Genomic DNA, 15,597 nt, shown 5'->3' on the forward strand with positions numbered 1-15,597 from the left:
ATAAACTCAGTCTGATGCCTGTGCGGGTCCTTCGGCCGGCGCGGCGTCACGGGAAGATCGCGGGTGAAGTGGACGGCAGCTCTTCGCCCCGGCAGGGATAGCAGCGGCAATCATGACGGCGTATGAGCGGGATTGGGAAGCGTTTGTCACCCTTTCGCCGGAGGGCGAGGCGCATATGGATCTGGCGGTGGAAGGGGTCACCTGCGCTGCCTGCATGGTGGAGATCGAGCGCGGCCTTTCAGCCCAGCCGGGTATCCGAAAGGCGCGGCTCAATCTGACCAGCCATCGTCTGGCGGTCGACTGGACACCGGGGGAAAGCACGCCGGACCAGGTGGTCGAAACCCTGTCGCGGCTGGGCTACCGGGCCCATCCCTTCGATCCGGCACAGGTGCGCGAGCGAGCCGACAGCGCCGGGCGGGAGCTGCTGCGCTGTCTTGCCGTGGCCGGTTTCGCGGCGATGAACATCATGCTCTTGTCCGTTTCGGTCTGGTCGGGCAATGCCACGGGCATCGAGACCGAGACCCGCGATTTCTTCCACTGGCTCTCGGCGCTGATTGCGCTGCCGGCGGCGGTCTACGCCGGACGGCCGTTCCTGCGCTCCGCCTTCGCGGCGGTCTGGGCCAAGCGGCTCAACATGGACGTGCCCATCGTCATCGGCGTGACCCTGGCCCTGTTCCTGTCCGTCACCCAGACGATCCAGTCTGCCCATCACGCCTATTTTGAATCGGCGGTGATGCTGCTGTTCTTCCTGTTGATCGGCCGCTATCTCGATCACACCATGCGCCGGCGCACGCGCGCCTTTGCCGAGAATATCGCTGCGCTCAAGGCGGAAACAGCGGTAACGATCCTGCCCGACGGCCGCCTGCGCGAGGTGCCTTTGTCCAAGGTGGAGCCGGGCGAGCACATTCTGGTGCGGGCCGGCGAGCGGGTTTCGCTGGACGGAACGGTGCTCAGCGGGCGTTCGGACATCGACCAGAGCCTTGTCACCGGCGAGACGGCACTGGCCTCGGTCGGCGTTGGCGATCCGGTCTATGCCGGCACCATGAATGCCTCGGCCAACCTGACGGTGGCGGTCACGACCGCGTCCGGCGCGACCCTGCTCGATGAGGTGACACGCCTTCTGGAAGCGGCCGCGCAGGCGAAGTCGAGGCATGTGCAGCTTGCCGACCGGGCTGCGGCGCTCTATTCGCCGCTGGTGCATTTGGCCGCGGCCCTCACCTTCGTCGGCTGGTGGCTCTCCGGTGCCGGTTGGCAACCCTCTCTGGTGGTGGCGATCTCGGTCTTGATCATCACCTGCCCCTGCGCGCTCGGGCTGGCGATCCCGGCGGTGCAGGTGGTGACATCCGGGCTGATGTTCCGCGCCGGCGTGCTGCTGCATTCCGGCGATGCGGTGGAGCGGCTCGCGGAGGTGGACACCATCGTCTTCGACAAGACCGGGACCTTGACCCTGGCGGTGCCTGAGGTGGTCGAGACGGCGGTGCTGGACGATAGCGCACGCGCGTTGGCCGGGCGTCTGGCGCTGTCGAGCCGGCATCCGCTGGCCGCGGCCTTGGCGCGGGCGACACAGGCCGAGGTGCCGCTGCCGGATGCACGGGAAATGCCCGGTGAGGGCGTGTGTGCGGAGGTGGAGGGCCGGGAGCTGCGGCTGGGCAGCGCGACCTTCTGCGGATTGCCGGAGGCGCAGGTGCAGGCGGCGCTTGCGGCGCGGCCCGGGGCCTCGCTGCTGGTCTTTTGCGATGGTGCGGAGACGCCGGTGCCGCTGCTGGTGGAGCAGCGTGTGCGCGAGGATGCGGCGGAAACGGCCGCCGCGCTGCGCCAGGCCGGCTACCGGCTGGCGATTCTGTCCGGCGACCGGACGGCTCCGGTCGCTGCCGTGGCGCAGCAACTGGGGATCGAGGACTGGCAGGCGGAACTGCGCCCGGCCGACAAGATCGCCCGGCTGGAGCAATGGGCCGCGACGGGTGCCCGGGTGTTGATGGTTGGCGATGGGCTGAACGACGCGCCGGCGCTGGCCGCCGCCCATGTGTCCATGTCTCCGGTGACGGCGGTGCATGTGGCGCAGGCCGCCGCGGATGCGGTGTTCCTGGGCGATCGCCTGGCACCGGTGTTCGAAGCCTTGCGGCTTTCACGGCGCGCCCGTGCGGCAATGGCGCAGAACCTCTGGTTCTCGACCCTTTACAATGTGGTTGCGGTGCCTTTCGCCGTGGCCGGTTTCGTGACGCCGCTGATCGCCGCCCTGGCCATGTCCGGGTCCTCGGTCGTCGTGACGCTCAATGCGTTGCGGCTGCGCCTGGCGGCGGGGTCCAGTTCGGAACGGGTGTGACATGGATGTGCTGATTTTTCTGATACCGGTGGCCCTGCTGCTGGGCCTGATCGGGCTGGCCGGTTTCCTCTGGTCGCTGAAATCGGGCCAGTATGAGGATCTGGAGGGCGCCAAATACCGGATCCTTCAGGATGACGATCTGCCGGACGACCCGGCCAGATGACGGCTTGCGTGCCGGTGCGGATCGGCGGCGCAACCCGGGGTACGCCGTCGCGCGGCTTTGGCACATAGAGGCTAACCGTTATTTCAGATTTCACGTGCGACAAGGGGGGACATTGGAGGTTCTTGCGTGTCGTTGGATCTGTCATCCCTGACGTTTTTGCTGGTCGAGGACAGTGCGTATATGCGCACGATCCTGCGCACCATGCTGCAGGGATTCGGCGCCCGGCGGATCGTCGAGGCAGAAGATGGCGCGTCCGGCCTGGAGGCGATGGAGCGGGCCAATCCCGATATCCTGATTCTCGACTGGGTGATGCCGATTCTCGATGGCGCGGACATGGTGCGGATGATCCGCAATCCGCATAATCCCTTCGCCTATATTCCGATCATCATGGTCACCGGGCACACCGAGCGTAGCCGCATCATCGAGGCGCGACGCCTCGGCGTGCATGAGCTCCTGTCCAAGCCGATTTCCGCCAAGGCGCTGTATCAGCGGGTCAGCAGCGTGATTATGCAGCCGCGCGACTTCGTCAAGACCCCGAGTTACTTCGGCCCGGCGCCGCGTGAGATCCGCAACCGCCAGAAGATCTGGCAGGCCGTGGATGGGGAGGGCGACGGGCAGCCGGCGATCTCGACCATCGGCGGATAGGTTCTTGTGATTGCGCCCGCCCACCCCTCTTTCCCATTCGATCATCTCGTGAAAAAAGAGCGGTCCGGTCCAGCCGGGTCTCCCGTGATCGCGTGCCACCTGCATCCGGCGTTGGGCCGATGGCCAGTGACAAGGGGGCTCCCGCGCCTGTGTCGGCGTGGGGCGGACAGGCGTCATTTCAAGGTCTGAGGGGAGCAGGGAGGCTGGCGGGGAAGGCGAGGCGGGGCTGGTGTGATCTCAGGTGCCAGCGGCTCCGCTCAGGGAGCTTTGCGTTGCCGGGAGCCGGCTTTGAGCGATGGCGCGCCGCAATTCGTCCCGGTTGGAGACGATGTCGGCAAGCGTCACGGTGTCCAGATGCTGGAAGAAGCAGGAGAGCGCTTCATGCAACACCTTCTTCAGGTGGCATGATTCGTAGATTGCGCAGCGGGACTGGCAGGCCTTTTCCTCGCACTCCGTAAGGAAAAAGTCGGGCTCGATCAGTTTCACGATGGAAGAAATGACGATCTGGTCAGGTCTTTTCGCCAGAGAAATGCCCCCGCTGCGTCCGACGGTGGAATTGATGTAGCCGTTCTTTCGCAGGGTCTGAACACAGGATACCACCTGGGAGCGATGACTTAGGCTTTTCTCCACAATTTCGTCAATTGTGATGATTCTATCTTCGTATATGGCCAAGTACATTAACGTTCGAATCGCGATATCCGTTCGGTTCGTAAGGCGCATTGCCCGCTCCTGGCAGAAAAGTATGAATGAAGTCGCGGGAGATTACTTTAGGTTCGTTTCGTATTCAATTTTTAATAAACGATACATTTTAGATAGAGCTTTTGTTTTTGTTGTAAATCTATAATAAAATTTTAAATACTTTGAATGGATCATTTGAAGGGTGTGGTTCTGGACGCATCGAATATGTGTCGCGAAACAGATATTGGCGAAATATGAATTCGGAAACCTGGATGGAAGTCCGTGACTGGATTGACTTCATGGAATTGTACTCGGGGGATCGGCAGAGCCTGGTCGATGCGTGGGCGTTGGTGTCGCCCCGAATGCCCCAGATCCTCGATGGCTTTTACCAAAGCAGGATCGTGTCCGGCCAGAAATGGCGGCTGAAGGGGCTCTCGTTGGAACGACTCAAGGCAAGCCAGTTCTCTTATTGGGAGATGCTGTTTTCGGGCGTGCTGGATGAGCGATATCGCGCGCGTGTCCGGTGGGTGGCGGCCAGGCATTTTCAGGCCGGCGTGACGATGGCCGACTACATCGCGTCCTACGGGTGGTTTCTCAACGCCTTCGAGCGGGAGATCGCGGCGGTGGAGCCTTGCGGCGCACAGAGGGCATCGCTGATGGCGTCAGTGCGGCGGGTGGTCCTTCTCGACATGACCTTCGCCGCCTCCGCCTGCCATGTGGCGTATGTCGACTAGAGCGGCGCCGCTCGGCGGTCCTGCGGGGTCAATCGGAGGTCTTGTGGTCCTTGGTCGGGCCGGGTTTCTGGGCGTTCTTGCGCCGGCGCAGGTTCGCCCGCAAGGCCTCGGCCAGACGTCGGGCGCGCGCGTCGTCCGTGGCCGGCGCTTTCGGGCGGCCGTCCTGCGGGGGCGTGCTGTCGCTCGGGGGCTTGCTCATGGGTCGTGCCTGTTTCAACTGCTGTCCGGCAGGGTGCGCCGCGACTGGTGTTTTGGCCGATATCCGGCGCCCATTGCAAGGGGGGGGGGCGGTGTCGCGCGTCAAGTCGTCATCCATTTCGCCAACCGTCAGTATGGCGACGTATTCGGCGATCGCGTCAATGTCCTCCCAGGCGGCAAGGAGCTCGTCACGGAACGCCTCAGCCTGCGCCTTCGGCTCAAGCCCCATGGGGGGCATGGTGACTTCGTAGAGCTTTGTCATGGCCGTTCCCGTTGTTGGTGCCGCTCGACGGGCGCCATCGCGATGTGTCGCACTCTCGGTCGCCATCGATCCCCGCGCCGCTCCGGGGAAGGCCCCGGGAGCCATGCTGTTTGGGGCGCGCGCGCGTGGCCACATGTTCGCTGCGCCTTCTCGCCGGGCGCTGCAAGTTACGGCAAGCGTCTCGTCTTGAGATTTTCCACAGCATGCCTTGCCGACCCGCTTGACGGCTGCGGTTTTTGCCCTTAAACCCGCGCTCATCGCTGCCGTAGCTCAGGGGTAGAGCACTCCCTTGGTAAGGGAGAGGTCGAGAGTTCAAATCTCTCCGGCAGCACCATAAAATCAATGACTTAGAAGACATTTTCGGAGTGCTTCGAAGTTCATTGAACCTAAAAGTCGAGAATATCCGCCTCGTCCCGCAGGTGGTCCGGCGCAAATCTGGCATATGTCGAGAATGTCACTGACACATTCGAATGCCCGAGAAATTGCGCCACCTTCTCCATTGAAACGCCCTCGCTGACCATCCACACCGCCGCGCTATGGCGCAAGACATGCGGCGTCACATCCGAAAGCCCGGCGCTCTTGGCCGCGGCGCGGAACCCGGTCTTGATCGACGCGCAGGGCTTCCCGTTCCATTCGATCACGAATTCCGTCAGGGCCATCTTCTGCGCCTCTTTCAAGGCCTTCTCAACCCCGCTGTTCATCGGAACCCTGGCACGGCCTTTTCTCGGCCCAGTGGTGTCGACGCGCAAGTCGATCTCACGGCGCTGGAAATCAACCCTGTTCCACGTCAGGTCGAGGATGGCCCCGACCCGGCCAGCCGTTGCCAGCATAAGGCGGATCGCAAGCCTGATATGCGGCGCCGTGGCGGCTCCCAGCAGCGCCCGCGCCTCTGCCTTAGTTATCCAGCGGTCTTTCGGCGCCGGCAAGGAGGGGCGATCGATCTTCGGGGCATGGTCGATGATCTTCTGCTGGACGGCCCATCGAAGCACGGTGGTCAGATGGCCGAGCTCTGTCCGGATGGTGCCATCCTTGCGGCCTTGTCCGCGGCGCTTGGCGGTATAGGCGGCAATGTGACCTCTGTCGATCTGGTCGGGCCTGAGGTGTCCGAGCTCCGGCATCATTGCCTTGGCCTCAAAACCCATGGTCGTCACCACGGGTTTCCCGTCCTTTTCTTCGCAATAGGCGTCCCACAGATCGCGGATCGTGGCGGCGGTTGCCTGGTGCGCGAGCATTTCGCGCCGATAGACGTCTATCGCTTCGCGGTCGGCGTCCGCGCGTGTTTCAGCACGAAGACGGAACCGTCGTCTCGCGTCACCGTCTCGCCACGAGACGACGTATCGACCTTTGAGCCTGCCGATTGTGAGCTCGTGCTTTGACACTGCAGAAATTCCTCCACCGCCCCCGCCGGGATGCGATAGTGCCGTCCGAAGCGCACCGCGCGCAACTCCCCCCGCTTGATTAAATTGCGGATGGTGTTGGCGCAAACATGCCATTCGTCGGCGAGCATATCGGGTGTGTAGACGCGGGCCTGGGTCATGCATCACCCTCCTTTTGCCCTGACATCTCCCGGAGCGCTGCCCGGGCCGGTTCCAGCTCGGCAAGAGCGCCTTGCAGATCGCCGGTGCCGTCGAGATGATCGTGAATCCAGCTTTCTGCTACACGCAGCGCCAGGGCGATGATGGCCCTGTGTTTCAGTCGCTCGGCCATGATGGCGCGGGCAGCGGCATCAACGGTGTGCGGGCCAACAGCTGAATGGCCGTAAATCGCTGCAGTGACGAATGCCTCGCTCGAAACAACCTCTCGCGCGGCCCGCATCACGTCGTCAGGGTAGTCAGTCATGGCCGGTTTCTCCTCTCATCAACCCATCGGCGAATGCGAGCCGCCAAGTAGAGCCAGATAAATGGAATGGCAGCGAGCGCAAATGCCCCCAGCATGACCACGTCCTTGAAGATGAGATAGTCAGTCATGGCCGGTCCCTCCTCTGGGTCTTGGCGAGGGCTGCGCATATTGGTCATGAGTGGCGCGGGGGAAAGACTCCGCGTATCGCTTGGCGTCGTCAACAGTATCGAATGGAATTTCCATGAACGTAACACTGCCCCCCAGCGCCGCAGCAACCCCGAAGCCGCGCCGATCAACAATCGCGTGCTCGATACCTTGCGCCGTGTATATCTCCGCGCAGCCTTTTTTCTTTTTTGTCCATTCCATCATGCCGCTACCATCGCGGCCAGCTCGCCGTTCTGGTCCTTCTCGGCCTTGCCCCCATCAACCTCAACGCGGTATCTGTCGCCCGCGAAATGCGAGCCGTACCAGGCCATCACGGGCGCGACGGAAGCCTTGTCGCAACGGATGATCTGGACCTTGGGCCGCGCATCGCTGTTGATGAATTTCAGCTCATGGGCTTTCATCCCCACCTCCTTCATCTCTTGACCACGCCGCCGCCGATCCGCGCTTTCCACGCGCCGTCCCGGTTCGTCTGGAACGCCGAGCGCTTGCGCTTCACGCCGGCCGCCTTTGCAGCCATGCGGTACGTCTTCGATTTCGTCGCGACATCGGCCTTCGTCTTGGGTGGGTGGCACCAGTCGCAGATCGGCGCCAGGTTGCTTTCCCGGTTCTCACCGCCGTTGATCAGCGCCTTCACGTGGTCCAGATCCCAGCCGTCGCTGGCCGTGATCTTGCGCGTGCAGACGTGGCACTTGCCGCCGGCCTGCTGGAACACCCGGAGCCGGACGCGGGCCGGGGCCGCTGTGTCGGGTGTCTTGCCGATCCACTCCGGCACGCTGCGCCCGGTCATCTCCCGAACTCCCGCATCCGCGTCGTGTAGATCGCCGTACAGGCATCATTCGCGCCGGACGCCCGGATATCGGCCCGGTATACCGTGCCAATGACCCGCAGCGCCTCGCCGTCCTGTGCATCCTCGACGGCGCAGGCAAACCTTGCGACCACGGACGAGGCCAGCAGCGGGTTCTTCATGCGCTCTTCTTCCATCGCCCGTTCACCTCCGTTGCCCGCCGGCCAAGGTCGCCGTCCACCATCTCGCCGATGCGATCGCGCACCGCCTGCCAGTTGGCATCGCCGAGAAGGTGCGTCGAGACGTAGAACACCGCCCGGTCGAAAAACCGGCTGAACTCGGCCTGCGACATGCTCTCAAAGCTCATGGAGCGGGGCTTGAAATACGTGCGCCCGTCCAAGCCGATGATCGTGTCCACGCAGCCGCAGGCGATCTTGATCGCATCCCGCAGGGTTTCCTCGCTGCTATCCCACGCCCCGCTGTCGGTTGCCATTCGCAGCAGCGCAAAGAACATGCGGTGGTGCTTGATGTTGCGCGGGGTGTGCAGCCTGACCATGGCCGGTTTGCCCGCGGTCATGGCCTCGACCATTTCGCGGCCGTCGGCATCGAGCGGCACCAGAACGGAACCAAGCGACGGCACGTAGGCGCGGGAGAAAGCGGCTTGCTTGGTCATTCGCCGGGCTCCTTCTTGATGTGGTGGTAGGTCACGTTCAGCATGTCGCCATCCTCAAGCGCCCGGAGCATCCGGAGAACCCCGTTGATGTAGCCATTCGCGGCCGCCCTCTGCTTGGCAACGTCGAGAGCGAAGACCCAGCACAGCGCCCCAGACACCATTGTCACAGCGCCAAGCCACTCATTCGAAACAGCGGAGCTGACCACCCACAGAACGCCGCCGAAGGCGCAAATTACGACCGGTGTCGTGTCACGCAGGCTGTCGATCGCCCAATCCGCAACGGCCTTGAGAATGGAGAAAAGCCGGGTCATCACACGCCCCCCACACGCTGCATCGCCGCGTCACGCAGCGCCTGCGCCCGGTCAAGGTCCGGCGGGAAATCAAGCGCATCCTCCGGCGCCCGGGCCGACCAGATAGCTGCGACTGCATCAGCGTCAGCCGCTTGCGCAAGCTCCGCCTCCAGATCGGCGAGGAATTCATCCGGGTTGATCGGCCCGGTGTCGGCGGGGACCACCTGCGCTTTCAGCTCCGAAAGCTTCCGGTCACGCTCCTGGCCAAGCGATTGCTTCCAGTCGTCCGGCAGTGAGGCGAATGCGGCCTGAGCGCTTTTCTGCGACCAGAACTTTGCGTGCTTCTCTACGCTGTCGAGGCCGGCATTCGCCTTGGACAGGCGCGCATAGGTCTCGCGGCTGTTGGCCTTGGAGGCCGGCCCAGGCCGCTGTTGCGGGCACTTCTGGTCGGCTTGGTCGTCGGCGCGATTGTCGCGTCCGCCGTGCCCGTCATCATCCACCCCGGCGGCAAGCCCGAGTGCCGCCTTGAGCGTGTAGCGCTGGAGGTAGGTTATCGCGCTGCCGATAGCCTGGATGGTGTTCTTGTTGCCGGACGCGTCGACCGGAGCCGAGAGACTGGTTTCCTCGTAATGGCCGCCACGATGAGAAATGATGCAGGACACCTTGACGCCAGAGGCGCTGTTGTCGGTGCGCCAGCGAAAGGACAAGCCCAGTTCGGCCATGACCGGAGAAATGGCCGACGTAACGCTGTCCAGATCCTCGTATTGGTAGTTGGTCCGACCCTTGGCCGTGCTGAAATCGACCTTCTTATCCTTGACCACCCGCGGCATCTTCTCGCGCATGCGGGCCATCGCGTCGTCAAACGCCTTACGCGCCTGATTGGCTTCCCATCGATCCTGGAGCGACATCAGCTTTTCGACAACCTCCAGTCCGGCCCCGTTCGTCACGGCATGCGCCAGCATGTCGGCGGGTGTCATGACCGCGCCATGTGCCCCGGTCTGCAAAGCGCCGCTGTCGCGCGGCATGACCTCAACTGCATTTGCCATCACACTGCCCTCTTTTCTTCGATGACGCGCACGCCCGGGATGTCACGCTTGCCGGCGCGCACATCGGCATTCGCCAGACCAAGAGCGAATTCCTCAAGCTCGGCACGGCGGATCGGCCAGTAGTGCCGAAGCACTGCGGTCAGATCCTCGATTTCGGCGCGGTAGTAGGTCCGCAGTCCCGTGCCAGTGGTGGCCGCTTTGTCGGCGCGCTTGGCCTGCTTCTCCGCGTTCTTTGCTGCCGAGAGGATTTCCTCGGCTTCCTCGCGCGCTTCCAGATCGCCGGCGCTGGACCGCATGGCTTCTTCAGCGGCTCGGCGCTTTTCCTCAGCCTCGATGCGGGCCGCCTCGGCCTTGGCCCGGGCCTCATCCGCCAGCTTGTCGCGCCAGACGGCCAGCACGTCGCCAAGCGCCGACTTGGCCCGGTCGACCTTGCCTTTCTTCGGCTGGATCAGCGGGTTGTAGCGATCCTGGATGGCCTTCACCTGCTCATCGAGCGGGCGCTTTTCCTCCTTGCGCATCTCGTCAGCCTTCTTGCCGGCCTCATGGATCGCGTCCCGGATCTTCTCCACCGCGTCGTGCTGCTGCTGGTTCTGGATCGGCTCGCCATCGGCCCAGTTCTTGGCCTCGTCATAAAGCTCGTCGATCTTCAACACGATCTCATCAAACGGCGTGATGTTGCGGAGTGCTTGTGCGTTAGTCATTCTGCGGCCCTCATGAATTCGGTGCGGCGGCGCTCGCTCGCCTCAAGGGCGGCGGCCTGCCGGTCAACATCCTCTGCATTGCCGATCAGCCGGCGGCTGCGCCTGTGGCAGCGAGCCGCTTCGGCCTGCGCCTCGATTGCCTGGGCCCTGAGGCGATGCGCAAAGCCGCGCAGGCTCTCAGGGCTGGATGGCTGAAGGTCTCGTGCAACGCCCATTACACATCCTCCTTGGCGCTATTGCAGGCCGGGCACGGAACGCCGCGCCTCACTTCGCTGTCTGCCATGTCGAACAGCCATCCGGCGGCGTGCTTGACGCTGATGGCCTTGACGCGGAAGCGGGGCTTTGAACGCGCAGCGGCGGCCCACGACTTCGCGTGTCTCACCAAGTGTTTGTTCGCTCTTTCTAGGTGGAATTGTTTGCGCAAAGCGTTTCTGCGAATGTCGTCAAACTTGATTACTTTCTCGAAGTCATAGTAGCCGTACCGCCATCCACCGGCGGGATGGCCGTATGGCCCGGATGTGCGGGTCTCGTATTCGGAGACAAGTGACTCAAGAGCGCCCGTCTCCACACATCCACCCATGTAGACGTAGCAACGCTTCAGTTCGTCTACTGTGTTGTACGTGATAGCGGTGACCCCGCTAAAAGGAGGCACCACAGACCACCAGTCGTCTTTAACGGTGCGGCTAGACCCGTCGGCCATGGAAAGCGTAATTTCGGCGCCCGCAAAGGCTTTGAATCTTCCTTGCGCTTTCTCGTACTGAAGAGCTCTCACAAACGGACCGTCGCGACCGATCAAATACCTAACGCCGTTGATCGTCTCTTCGCTGTATTGGAAGCACACGGGAGCATCGAAAACGTACGCCCATTTTTTATTAAATCGAACCATCGCTACGATCTTCATCTCTTGCCTCCCGCTGCTTGCTGAGGCCCGCCGCGCGGGCCTGAGAAAGGGCCGGCGGACCGGCCAGTTGGGGATGGGTTATTCGCGCTCGTCTCTTGCCTGCGCCGCCAATCCATCGCGGTAAGCGAGCACGAGCAGTCCGAAAGACAGGGCGCCGCAGACAAAGCCGGCCAGGAAGGTGAGGGCGGTCATGACTGCCCCTCCGTCTTGTTGGCTAGCTTCATCAGGCCGTCGACATGGCCCGGCAACTCGTTCGCGCTGGCATGGATCAGCACTGGGCCAAGGCGCGGTTGCCGGCGCCAACCGAAAGACGTGGTGATGCTGCCAACGGCGCACATGGTGGTGGCCCATGCGTGGGGCTGCGGCAGGGAGATGGCTTTCATGGGGTCGGCTCCTTGATCAAGTCGGACTGAGGCCATTGCCCCCAGCCGAGGGCTATTTTGTCCTCAGTCGGATGCTTGTCTGTTCTTGGTCGTGATGGGGTGTCCCAACTGCGACCTTTCACCTTCCAGAGGAGGCGGTAGCCGGCGGCTCGAACACCAGCGCCGCCAACTCGACGTGCCGTTGGATCGCACTCGCCGCACGTATTGCCTCCGTCATCGACAAAACGGTTCCATTCGCTTGCGAGGATGTAGGTCAACACGCGTCGATAGCCTTTCGCGTTAGCCGCTCTGCGCGCCGCGCCGTAGAGCATGCTGTCGGCGTTCAATACCCCCAGCGTGCAAAGCCTGGTGACCTCGACGGTCAACCCGTCATCGAGCGCCCGCGCAACTGGCCTGCCCACTACGGCTACCCCGACAACAACTCCCTCATCATCGTGGACTGCATGACGCCATAGATCCCCGACCGGGGCGCCGTGATGGCGGTGATGCTCTCTGACAAAAGCCTTGGCCTCGTCTCGGGTGATCGGCCGGAGGTCAAGCATGTTGCGCGACCTCCATTTGACTCTTGGTTGCAAACCGGACGACGTAGACCGCCCCGGCCGGCATCCGCCAGCCCTTGGCGCGGGAGCGCTGGATACGCTTAGGCCCGTCGGTCATGGCGCCACCATCACGAATGCCGTGCCCCACATGGCGAAGGCCGCAGAAAAGGCGACGATGGAGATGATCGCGGTCAGATCGCGGATGATCTCGTGCATCACGCGGCCTCCACTTCGATAAACTCGCCTTCGACCGACAGGCGATATGCTTTGCCGGCCTCAACGCCGTTCTCGCCGACGAGAGACGCGCGCACAGCCACAAGATTGTCGTCATCATCGTAGGCCGCGAGCATGATTGCCCCGCCAACTTCAGCGGACGACACACCTCCAACGCCAAGGGCAGCAGCAATTGAATTCCTTCCCTTGACCGATGCGTGGCCGTAGTCGCCCGCCGCCGATGCGTGGCCGCGATTGCCCGCCGCCGATGCGTGGCCGGAGTCGCCCGCCGCCGATGCGTGGCCGCGATTGCCCGCCGCCGATGCGTGGCCGGAGTAGCCCGCCGCCGATGCGTGGCCGTAGTCGCCCGCCGCCGATGCGTGGCCGTAGTCGCCCGCCGCCGATGCGTGGCCGGAGTCGCCCGCCGCCGATGCGTGGCCGGAGTCGCCCGCCGCCGATGCGTGGCCGGAGTAGCCCGCCGCCGATGCGTGGCCGGATTCGCCCGCCGCCGATGCGTGGCCGGAGTAGCCCGCCGCCGATGCGTGGCCGGAGTAGCCCGCCGCCGATGCGTGGCCGCGATTGCCCGCCGCATATCCACCGTTACCCTGCTGCTCGGCCATGCGAGCCACCCAGGCGACAGCTTTGCGGGTCAGATCGCCAAGTGAAATGCTGGCCTTGATGGTGATTTCGCCAGAGGCAATCTTGCTGTCATCGCCCTCATCGCGGGCAATGTGCCCACCGATCTCAACGGCTGCGAATACGCTCGTGCAAGGTGCGTAATAGCCAAACACATCCAGCGGCATTTCGCACGAGTGGAACCCCCCGGCGCCGCAGCGGACAACGTCTCCGGCGTGCGTGTAGGTCTGGCCGGTTTCGTACTGGAAACCACGACAGGTCATGTCGCGATTGAAGCCCTTGTAGGCCGTGATGACCGTGCCCTTCTCCGCCATCACGCTGCCCTCCCCACGCCAAGCGCTGCGGCGGTCAGGCGGTGTTCCGCATTCGGGTCGCCGGCGTCCTCGAAATCATCCTCGGTCACATGGCCATTATCCCGAAACCATGCCGGCACATTCCGGAGCCGCGTCCAGCAATTGTAGAGGCCATGCACAACTGCCGCCTCGATTGCGTCCTTGGTGATGTCCACCGTCTGGCCGGTCACCAGGTCGAGCCTGAACACCTTCTGAACGTCGCAGAAATCACCATCCACCAGATCGGCGGAGAACTTCGCCAACGTGTCGCTGTGGTCGGTCTCGCGGATCGTGTCCATGCCGCCGACCCGATCGATGATGATCAGGCGGGTGGCGTTGTTGGTGCTTGCATGGGCTGACATGGCGTCTCTCCTTGCTGCTTGTTAAATTTCGCCGTAGCCGTCGCCGTCGCCGTCGCCGTAGCCGGAGCCGTAGCCGTCGCCGTCGCCGTAGCCGTAGCCGGAGCCGTCGCCGTAGCCGGAGCCGTCGCCGTAGCCGGAGCCGTCGCCGTCGCCGGAGCCGTAGCCGTAGCCGTAGCCGGAGCCGTAGCCGTCGCCGGAGCCGTCGCCGTCGCCGGAGCCGTAGCCGTAGCCGGAGCCGTCGCCGTAGCCGGAGCCGTCGCCGTCGCCGGAGCCGTAGCCGTCCAGCGCCGCAGCAGTTTGGACGTAGTGGCGTTGATCGCGCGGCAGCAGCCGCATCACAGCTTGCGCGGGCATCGCAGCCGAAACCCGGCCATGAAGCCGGTCGAGGACTTCGTAGACCCCGCCCCGGCAGGCGCCGGAACGGATCACGTCATCTGCTGTGATGATCGTGTCGGGTGCCATCACGCGGCCTCCCACTTGGCCCAGGCTTCATCCGTGATCGAGAACACAGCGGTAATGCCATGGAGCATCGGGATGTCGGCGGGGAGGCTGATCTTGCTTTTCTCGGTCGGGCCGGTGTCGCACAGTTCCATGACGCCGCGCGTGGTGCCCCAATAGATCGCCATCTTGGCGCCCTTGAGCGGCATGGACGTGGCCGTCAGGTCCTGATCATCATGGATCAGGCCGGCAAAAACTCCGCGATGTTCGGTGGTGATCAAAACAGGCTTCATGACGTCTCTCCATCTGTTGATGGGGAGAGTGTGGGGCAAAAATGACCCTATTGTCAACTCAAAAAAGGGGCAAATTTGCCCCCCCATATTCAACTTCAGCTATTAGTGAAAAATGACGCCCGCGCCCTCTTGACGGGAAAGTTATGCGAATATTGAATTACCAGCCAGGAGGCCGATATGCGTGATGGCGAGGTTTTTAGACGGTTCTGCGAACTGGATCGCGAGGCGCAAGAATTAGTCCTTGCGTTTGTCACCCGCCTTGGCGAGCGCGGCAATCATTCCGATCACTGCGCTCTGCTCGTCCTTGGAAAGGCTGGCGTACTGGCGAATAAAATCGGCTGAAATCCCGTTGATAGGAAGCCCGTCGATTAATGCGGCAAGCGGCTCGCGAATCTCTTCTGAGATATCTATGATGACTTCAACGGATGGAACCGGGCCAGTCTCGCGCAGTGCTCGCTTCAAGTAATCTGGGTCCTTGCCGATCGCGAGTGACACGGCGCGTAGGGATTTCCCCTTACGCGCAATCGCCGATCTGATGTTGTTTCGCCAGTCAATTTTCATGCCGAGAATTTAGCAAAATCGGTTGAATTTGCACGGGGGCTAATTTGAGCCTTGACATGGGGGCAAATCTGCCCCCATCATGCCCCCATGAGCGATATCCGAGAAAGCGTCGAGAAGTTCTTGAGAGCATCGGGCATGTCTCCGACCAGGTTTGGGCGTGAGGCTGCCAGCACCAAGAACCTGGTCAAGCGCCTCCGCGACGGCGGCGATGTCACCACACGCACAGCAGCAAAAATACAGGACTTCATCGCCTCGTATTCCTCCTCCCGTGCTGATGGCGATGGAGCAGCCGGCGCGCGCTCTCAAGGCGAATGAGCTAGCGCGCGCCGGCCCTCCCCGCGAGGGGGCAATTCTCGCGGAACCTGTTTCTCTACCGTCGGCTTTTCCCACTCCCTGGGGCCGGCCAACTGACCGGGCCTCCTCTTTGGCCCGGTCCTT

At 63.1% G+C, this 15,597-nt stretch carries 27 protein-coding genes, 1 tRNA gene and 1 pseudogene; 6 read left to right on the top strand and 23 right to left on the bottom strand.

Annotated features, from left to right (window positions below):
* Nucleotides 1-112 precede the first annotated feature (112 nt).
* The 3 genes from LC062_RS06485 (at nt 113) to LC062_RS06495 (ending at nt 3,131) form a co-directional block, all read left to right on the top strand.
* The gene (locus LC062_RS06485; RefSeq protein ID WP_224910211.1) at nt 113-2,323 is read left to right on the top strand and encodes a heavy metal translocating P-type ATPase; all 2,211 of its coding nucleotides are present in this window, start codon (nt 113-115) and stop codon (nt 2,321-2,323) included.
* A gap of 1 nt (nt 2,324) precedes the next feature.
* Nucleotides 2,325-2,486: a cbb3-type cytochrome oxidase assembly protein CcoS gene (ccoS, locus tag LC062_RS06490; RefSeq protein ID WP_224910212.1), complete on the top strand. Its 162-nt coding sequence runs from the start codon at nt 2,325-2,327 to the stop codon at nt 2,484-2,486.
* A gap of 126 nt (nt 2,487-2,612) precedes the next feature.
* Nucleotides 2,613-3,131, top strand: a complete 519-nt coding sequence (locus LC062_RS06495) for a response regulator (RefSeq protein WP_224910213.1) — start codon at nt 2,613-2,615, stop codon at nt 3,129-3,131.
* 237 nt (nt 3,132-3,368) lie between these two features.
* Here the strand turns inward: LC062_RS06495 and LC062_RS06500 are convergent, their stop codons facing one another.
* Complete coding sequence (locus tag LC062_RS06500; protein WP_224910214.1) at nt 3,369-3,851, bottom strand: RrF2 family transcriptional regulator; 483 nt, start codon at nt 3,849-3,851, stop codon at nt 3,369-3,371.
* Nucleotides 3,852-4,081: 230 nt separating this feature from the next.
* Here LC062_RS06500 and LC062_RS06505 point away from each other — a divergent pair, with 230 nt between their 5' ends.
* Nucleotides 4,082-4,543 (top strand): protoglobin domain-containing protein, encoded by a 462-nt coding sequence (locus LC062_RS06505; RefSeq protein ID WP_224910215.1) that lies wholly within the window; start codon nt 4,082-4,084, stop codon nt 4,541-4,543.
* 28 nt (nt 4,544-4,571) lie between these two features.
* Here LC062_RS06505 and LC062_RS06510 read toward each other — a convergent pair whose 3' ends face one another.
* Complete coding sequence (locus LC062_RS06510; protein ID WP_224910216.1) at nt 4,572-5,003, bottom strand: hypothetical protein; 432 nt, start codon at nt 5,001-5,003, stop codon at nt 4,572-4,574.
* A 259-nt stretch (nt 5,004-5,262) separates the two neighbouring features.
* Here LC062_RS06510 and LC062_RS06515 point away from each other — a divergent pair.
* Nucleotides 5,263-5,337 (top strand) — tRNA-Thr (locus LC062_RS06515).
* Between the two features lie 52 nt (nt 5,338-5,389).
* On the opposite strand, the gene LC062_RS06520 is transcribed toward LC062_RS06515, so the two are convergent.
* From LC062_RS06520 to LC062_RS06615, 21 genes and pseudogenes are all read right to left on the bottom strand, one after another.
* Nucleotides 5,390-6,382 carry a tyrosine-type recombinase/integrase gene (locus tag LC062_RS06520; protein WP_224910217.1) on the bottom strand — a complete coding sequence of 331 codons (993 nt, stop codon included), beginning with the start codon at nt 6,380-6,382 and terminating at the stop codon, nt 5,390-5,392.
* A gap of 14 nt (nt 6,383-6,396) precedes the next feature.
* Nucleotides 6,397-6,540, bottom strand: a pseudogene (locus tag LC062_RS21640) (helix-turn-helix domain-containing protein); the annotation flags it as partial.
* A complete protein-coding gene (locus tag LC062_RS06530; protein WP_224910218.1) occupies nt 6,537-6,842 on the bottom strand; it encodes a hypothetical protein in 306 nt (101 codons plus the stop codon). The pseudogene LC062_RS21640 and the gene LC062_RS06530, both read right to left, overlap by 4 nt.
* Nucleotides 6,839-6,970: a hypothetical protein gene (locus tag LC062_RS21335; protein ID WP_263625481.1), complete on the bottom strand. Its 132-nt coding sequence runs from the start codon at nt 6,968-6,970 to the stop codon at nt 6,839-6,841. Before LC062_RS21335 ends, LC062_RS06530 begins: the two co-directional genes overlap by 4 nt.
* Complete coding sequence (locus LC062_RS06535; RefSeq protein ID WP_224910219.1) at nt 6,963-7,211, bottom strand: hypothetical protein; 249 nt, start codon at nt 7,209-7,211, stop codon at nt 6,963-6,965. Before LC062_RS06535 ends, LC062_RS21335 begins: the two co-directional genes overlap by 8 nt.
* Complete coding sequence (locus LC062_RS06540; RefSeq protein WP_224910220.1) at nt 7,208-7,408, bottom strand: hypothetical protein; 201 nt, start codon at nt 7,406-7,408, stop codon at nt 7,208-7,210. Before LC062_RS06540 ends, LC062_RS06535 begins: the two co-directional genes overlap by 4 nt.
* 11 nt (nt 7,409-7,419) lie before the next feature.
* Nucleotides 7,420-7,794: an HNH endonuclease gene (locus LC062_RS06545; RefSeq protein ID WP_224910221.1), complete on the bottom strand. Its 375-nt coding sequence runs from the start codon at nt 7,792-7,794 to the stop codon at nt 7,420-7,422.
* Entirely contained in the window at nt 7,791-7,973 is a 183-nt protein-coding gene (locus LC062_RS06550; RefSeq protein ID WP_224910222.1) for a hypothetical protein, read from the bottom strand. The genes LC062_RS06545 and LC062_RS06550 overlap by 4 nt, the downstream gene beginning before the upstream one ends.
* Nucleotides 7,970-8,464, bottom strand: coding sequence for a DUF1367 family protein (locus LC062_RS06555; protein ID WP_224910223.1), 495 nt, complete (start codon nt 8,462-8,464; stop codon nt 7,970-7,972). Before LC062_RS06555 ends, LC062_RS06550 begins: the two co-directional genes overlap by 4 nt.
* A complete protein-coding gene (locus LC062_RS06560; RefSeq protein ID WP_224910224.1) occupies nt 8,461-8,775 on the bottom strand; it encodes a hypothetical protein in 315 nt (104 codons plus the stop codon). Before LC062_RS06560 ends, LC062_RS06555 begins: the two co-directional genes overlap by 4 nt.
* A complete protein-coding gene (locus tag LC062_RS06565; RefSeq protein ID WP_224910225.1) occupies nt 8,775-9,779 on the bottom strand; it encodes an ERF family protein in 1,005 nt (334 codons plus the stop codon). The genes LC062_RS06560 and LC062_RS06565 overlap by 1 nt, the downstream gene beginning before the upstream one ends.
* Before the next feature lie 20 nt (nt 9,780-9,799).
* Nucleotides 9,800-10,501, bottom strand: a complete 702-nt coding sequence (locus tag LC062_RS06570; RefSeq protein ID WP_224910226.1) for a hypothetical protein — start codon at nt 10,499-10,501, stop codon at nt 9,800-9,802.
* On the bottom strand, nt 10,498-10,716 hold the full coding sequence (locus LC062_RS06575; protein WP_224910227.1) for a hypothetical protein: 219 nt from the start codon (nt 10,714-10,716) through the stop codon (nt 10,498-10,500). The genes LC062_RS06570 and LC062_RS06575 overlap by 4 nt, the downstream gene beginning before the upstream one ends.
* Nucleotides 10,716-11,402, bottom strand: coding sequence for a hypothetical protein (locus LC062_RS06580; RefSeq protein WP_224910228.1), 687 nt, complete (start codon nt 11,400-11,402; stop codon nt 10,716-10,718). Before LC062_RS06580 ends, LC062_RS06575 begins: the two co-directional genes overlap by 1 nt.
* A gap of 188 nt (nt 11,403-11,590) precedes the next feature.
* Nucleotides 11,591-11,785 (bottom strand): hypothetical protein, encoded by a 195-nt coding sequence (locus LC062_RS06585; protein WP_224910229.1) that lies wholly within the window; start codon nt 11,783-11,785, stop codon nt 11,591-11,593.
* Nucleotides 11,782-12,327, bottom strand: a complete 546-nt coding sequence (locus LC062_RS06590; protein WP_224910230.1) for an XF1762 family protein — start codon at nt 12,325-12,327, stop codon at nt 11,782-11,784. Before LC062_RS06590 ends, LC062_RS06585 begins: the two co-directional genes overlap by 4 nt.
* Before the next feature lie 212 nt (nt 12,328-12,539).
* A complete protein-coding gene (locus LC062_RS06595) occupies nt 12,540-13,487 on the bottom strand; it encodes a DUF7666 domain-containing protein (protein WP_224910231.1) in 948 nt (315 codons plus the stop codon).
* Nucleotides 13,487-13,867, bottom strand: a complete 381-nt coding sequence (locus tag LC062_RS06600; RefSeq protein WP_224910232.1) for a hypothetical protein — start codon at nt 13,865-13,867, stop codon at nt 13,487-13,489. Before LC062_RS06600 ends, LC062_RS06595 begins: the two co-directional genes overlap by 1 nt.
* A 21-nt stretch (nt 13,868-13,888) precedes the next feature.
* Nucleotides 13,889-14,329, bottom strand: coding sequence for a hypothetical protein (locus LC062_RS06605; protein ID WP_224910233.1), 441 nt, complete (start codon nt 14,327-14,329; stop codon nt 13,889-13,891).
* Complete coding sequence (locus tag LC062_RS06610; protein WP_224910234.1) at nt 14,329-14,598, bottom strand: DUF6948 domain-containing protein; 270 nt, start codon at nt 14,596-14,598, stop codon at nt 14,329-14,331. The genes LC062_RS06605 and LC062_RS06610 overlap by 1 nt, the downstream gene beginning before the upstream one ends.
* 234 nt (nt 14,599-14,832) lie before the next feature.
* Nucleotides 14,833-15,093, bottom strand: a complete 261-nt coding sequence (locus tag LC062_RS06615) for a hypothetical protein (RefSeq protein ID WP_224910235.1) — start codon at nt 15,091-15,093, stop codon at nt 14,833-14,835.
* A 153-nt stretch (nt 15,094-15,246) separates the two neighbouring features.
* On the opposite strand from LC062_RS06615, the gene LC062_RS06620 reads away from it, so the two are divergent.
* Nucleotides 15,247-15,474, top strand: coding sequence for a hypothetical protein (locus LC062_RS06620; RefSeq protein WP_224910236.1), 228 nt, complete (start codon nt 15,247-15,249; stop codon nt 15,472-15,474).
* Nucleotides 15,475-15,597: the final 123 nt, after the last annotated feature.

Origin of the sequence: Stappia indica (assembly GCF_020177335.1) — a bacterium.
Lineage (GTDB): Bacteria > Pseudomonadota > Alphaproteobacteria > Rhizobiales > Stappiaceae > Stappia > Stappia indica_B.

Coding starts and splice junctions, on each gene's coding strand:
- LC062_RS06485 (WP_224910211.1), top strand. CDS start 113: ATGACGGCGTATGAGCGGGATTGGGAAGCGTTTGTCACCCTTTCGCCG.
- ccoS (WP_224910212.1), top strand. CDS start 2,325: ATGGATGTGCTGATTTTTCTGATACCGGTGGCCCTGCTGCTGGGCCTG.
- LC062_RS06500 (WP_224910214.1), bottom strand. CDS start 3,851: ATGCGCCTTACGAACCGAACGGATATCGCGATTCGAACGTTAATGTAC.
- LC062_RS06505 (WP_224910215.1), top strand. CDS start 4,082: ATGGAAGTCCGTGACTGGATTGACTTCATGGAATTGTACTCGGGGGAT.
- LC062_RS06510 (WP_224910216.1), bottom strand. CDS start 5,003: ATGACAAAGCTCTACGAAGTCACCATGCCCCCCATGGGGCTTGAGCCG.
- LC062_RS06530 (WP_224910218.1), bottom strand. CDS start 6,842: ATGACTGACTACCCTGACGACGTGATGCGGGCCGCGCGAGAGGTTGTT.
- LC062_RS21335 (WP_263625481.1), bottom strand. CDS start 6,970: ATGACTGACTATCTCATCTTCAAGGACGTGGTCATGCTGGGGGCATTT.
- LC062_RS06535 (WP_224910219.1), bottom strand. CDS start 7,211: ATGATGGAATGGACAAAAAAGAAAAAAGGCTGCGCGGAGATATACACG.
- LC062_RS06540 (WP_224910220.1), bottom strand. CDS start 7,408: ATGAAAGCCCATGAGCTGAAATTCATCAACAGCGATGCGCGGCCCAAG.
- LC062_RS06545 (WP_224910221.1), bottom strand. CDS start 7,794: ATGACCGGGCGCAGCGTGCCGGAGTGGATCGGCAAGACACCCGACACA.
- LC062_RS06550 (WP_224910222.1), bottom strand. CDS start 7,973: ATGAAGAACCCGCTGCTGGCCTCGTCCGTGGTCGCAAGGTTTGCCTGC.
- LC062_RS06555 (WP_224910223.1), bottom strand. CDS start 8,464: ATGACCAAGCAAGCCGCTTTCTCCCGCGCCTACGTGCCGTCGCTTGGT.
- LC062_RS06560 (WP_224910224.1), bottom strand. CDS start 8,775: ATGACCCGGCTTTTCTCCATTCTCAAGGCCGTTGCGGATTGGGCGATC.
- LC062_RS06565 (WP_224910225.1), bottom strand. CDS start 9,779: ATGCCGCGCGACAGCGGCGCTTTGCAGACCGGGGCACATGGCGCGGTC.
- LC062_RS06570 (WP_224910226.1), bottom strand. CDS start 10,501: ATGACTAACGCACAAGCACTCCGCAACATCACGCCGTTTGATGAGATC.
- LC062_RS06575 (WP_224910227.1), bottom strand. CDS start 10,716: ATGGGCGTTGCACGAGACCTTCAGCCATCCAGCCCTGAGAGCCTGCGC.
- LC062_RS06580 (WP_224910228.1), bottom strand. CDS start 11,402: ATGAAGATCGTAGCGATGGTTCGATTTAATAAAAAATGGGCGTACGTT.
- LC062_RS06585 (WP_224910229.1), bottom strand. CDS start 11,785: ATGAAAGCCATCTCCCTGCCGCAGCCCCACGCATGGGCCACCACCATG.
- LC062_RS06590 (WP_224910230.1), bottom strand. CDS start 12,327: ATGCTTGACCTCCGGCCGATCACCCGAGACGAGGCCAAGGCTTTTGTC.
- LC062_RS06595 (WP_224910231.1), bottom strand. CDS start 13,487: ATGGCGGAGAAGGGCACGGTCATCACGGCCTACAAGGGCTTCAATCGC.
- LC062_RS06600 (WP_224910232.1), bottom strand. CDS start 13,867: ATGTCAGCCCATGCAAGCACCAACAACGCCACCCGCCTGATCATCATC.
- LC062_RS06605 (WP_224910233.1), bottom strand. CDS start 14,329: ATGGCACCCGACACGATCATCACAGCAGATGACGTGATCCGTTCCGGC.
- LC062_RS06610 (WP_224910234.1), bottom strand. CDS start 14,598: ATGAAGCCTGTTTTGATCACCACCGAACATCGCGGAGTTTTTGCCGGC.
- LC062_RS06620 (WP_224910236.1), top strand. CDS start 15,247: ATGAGCGATATCCGAGAAAGCGTCGAGAAGTTCTTGAGAGCATCGGGC.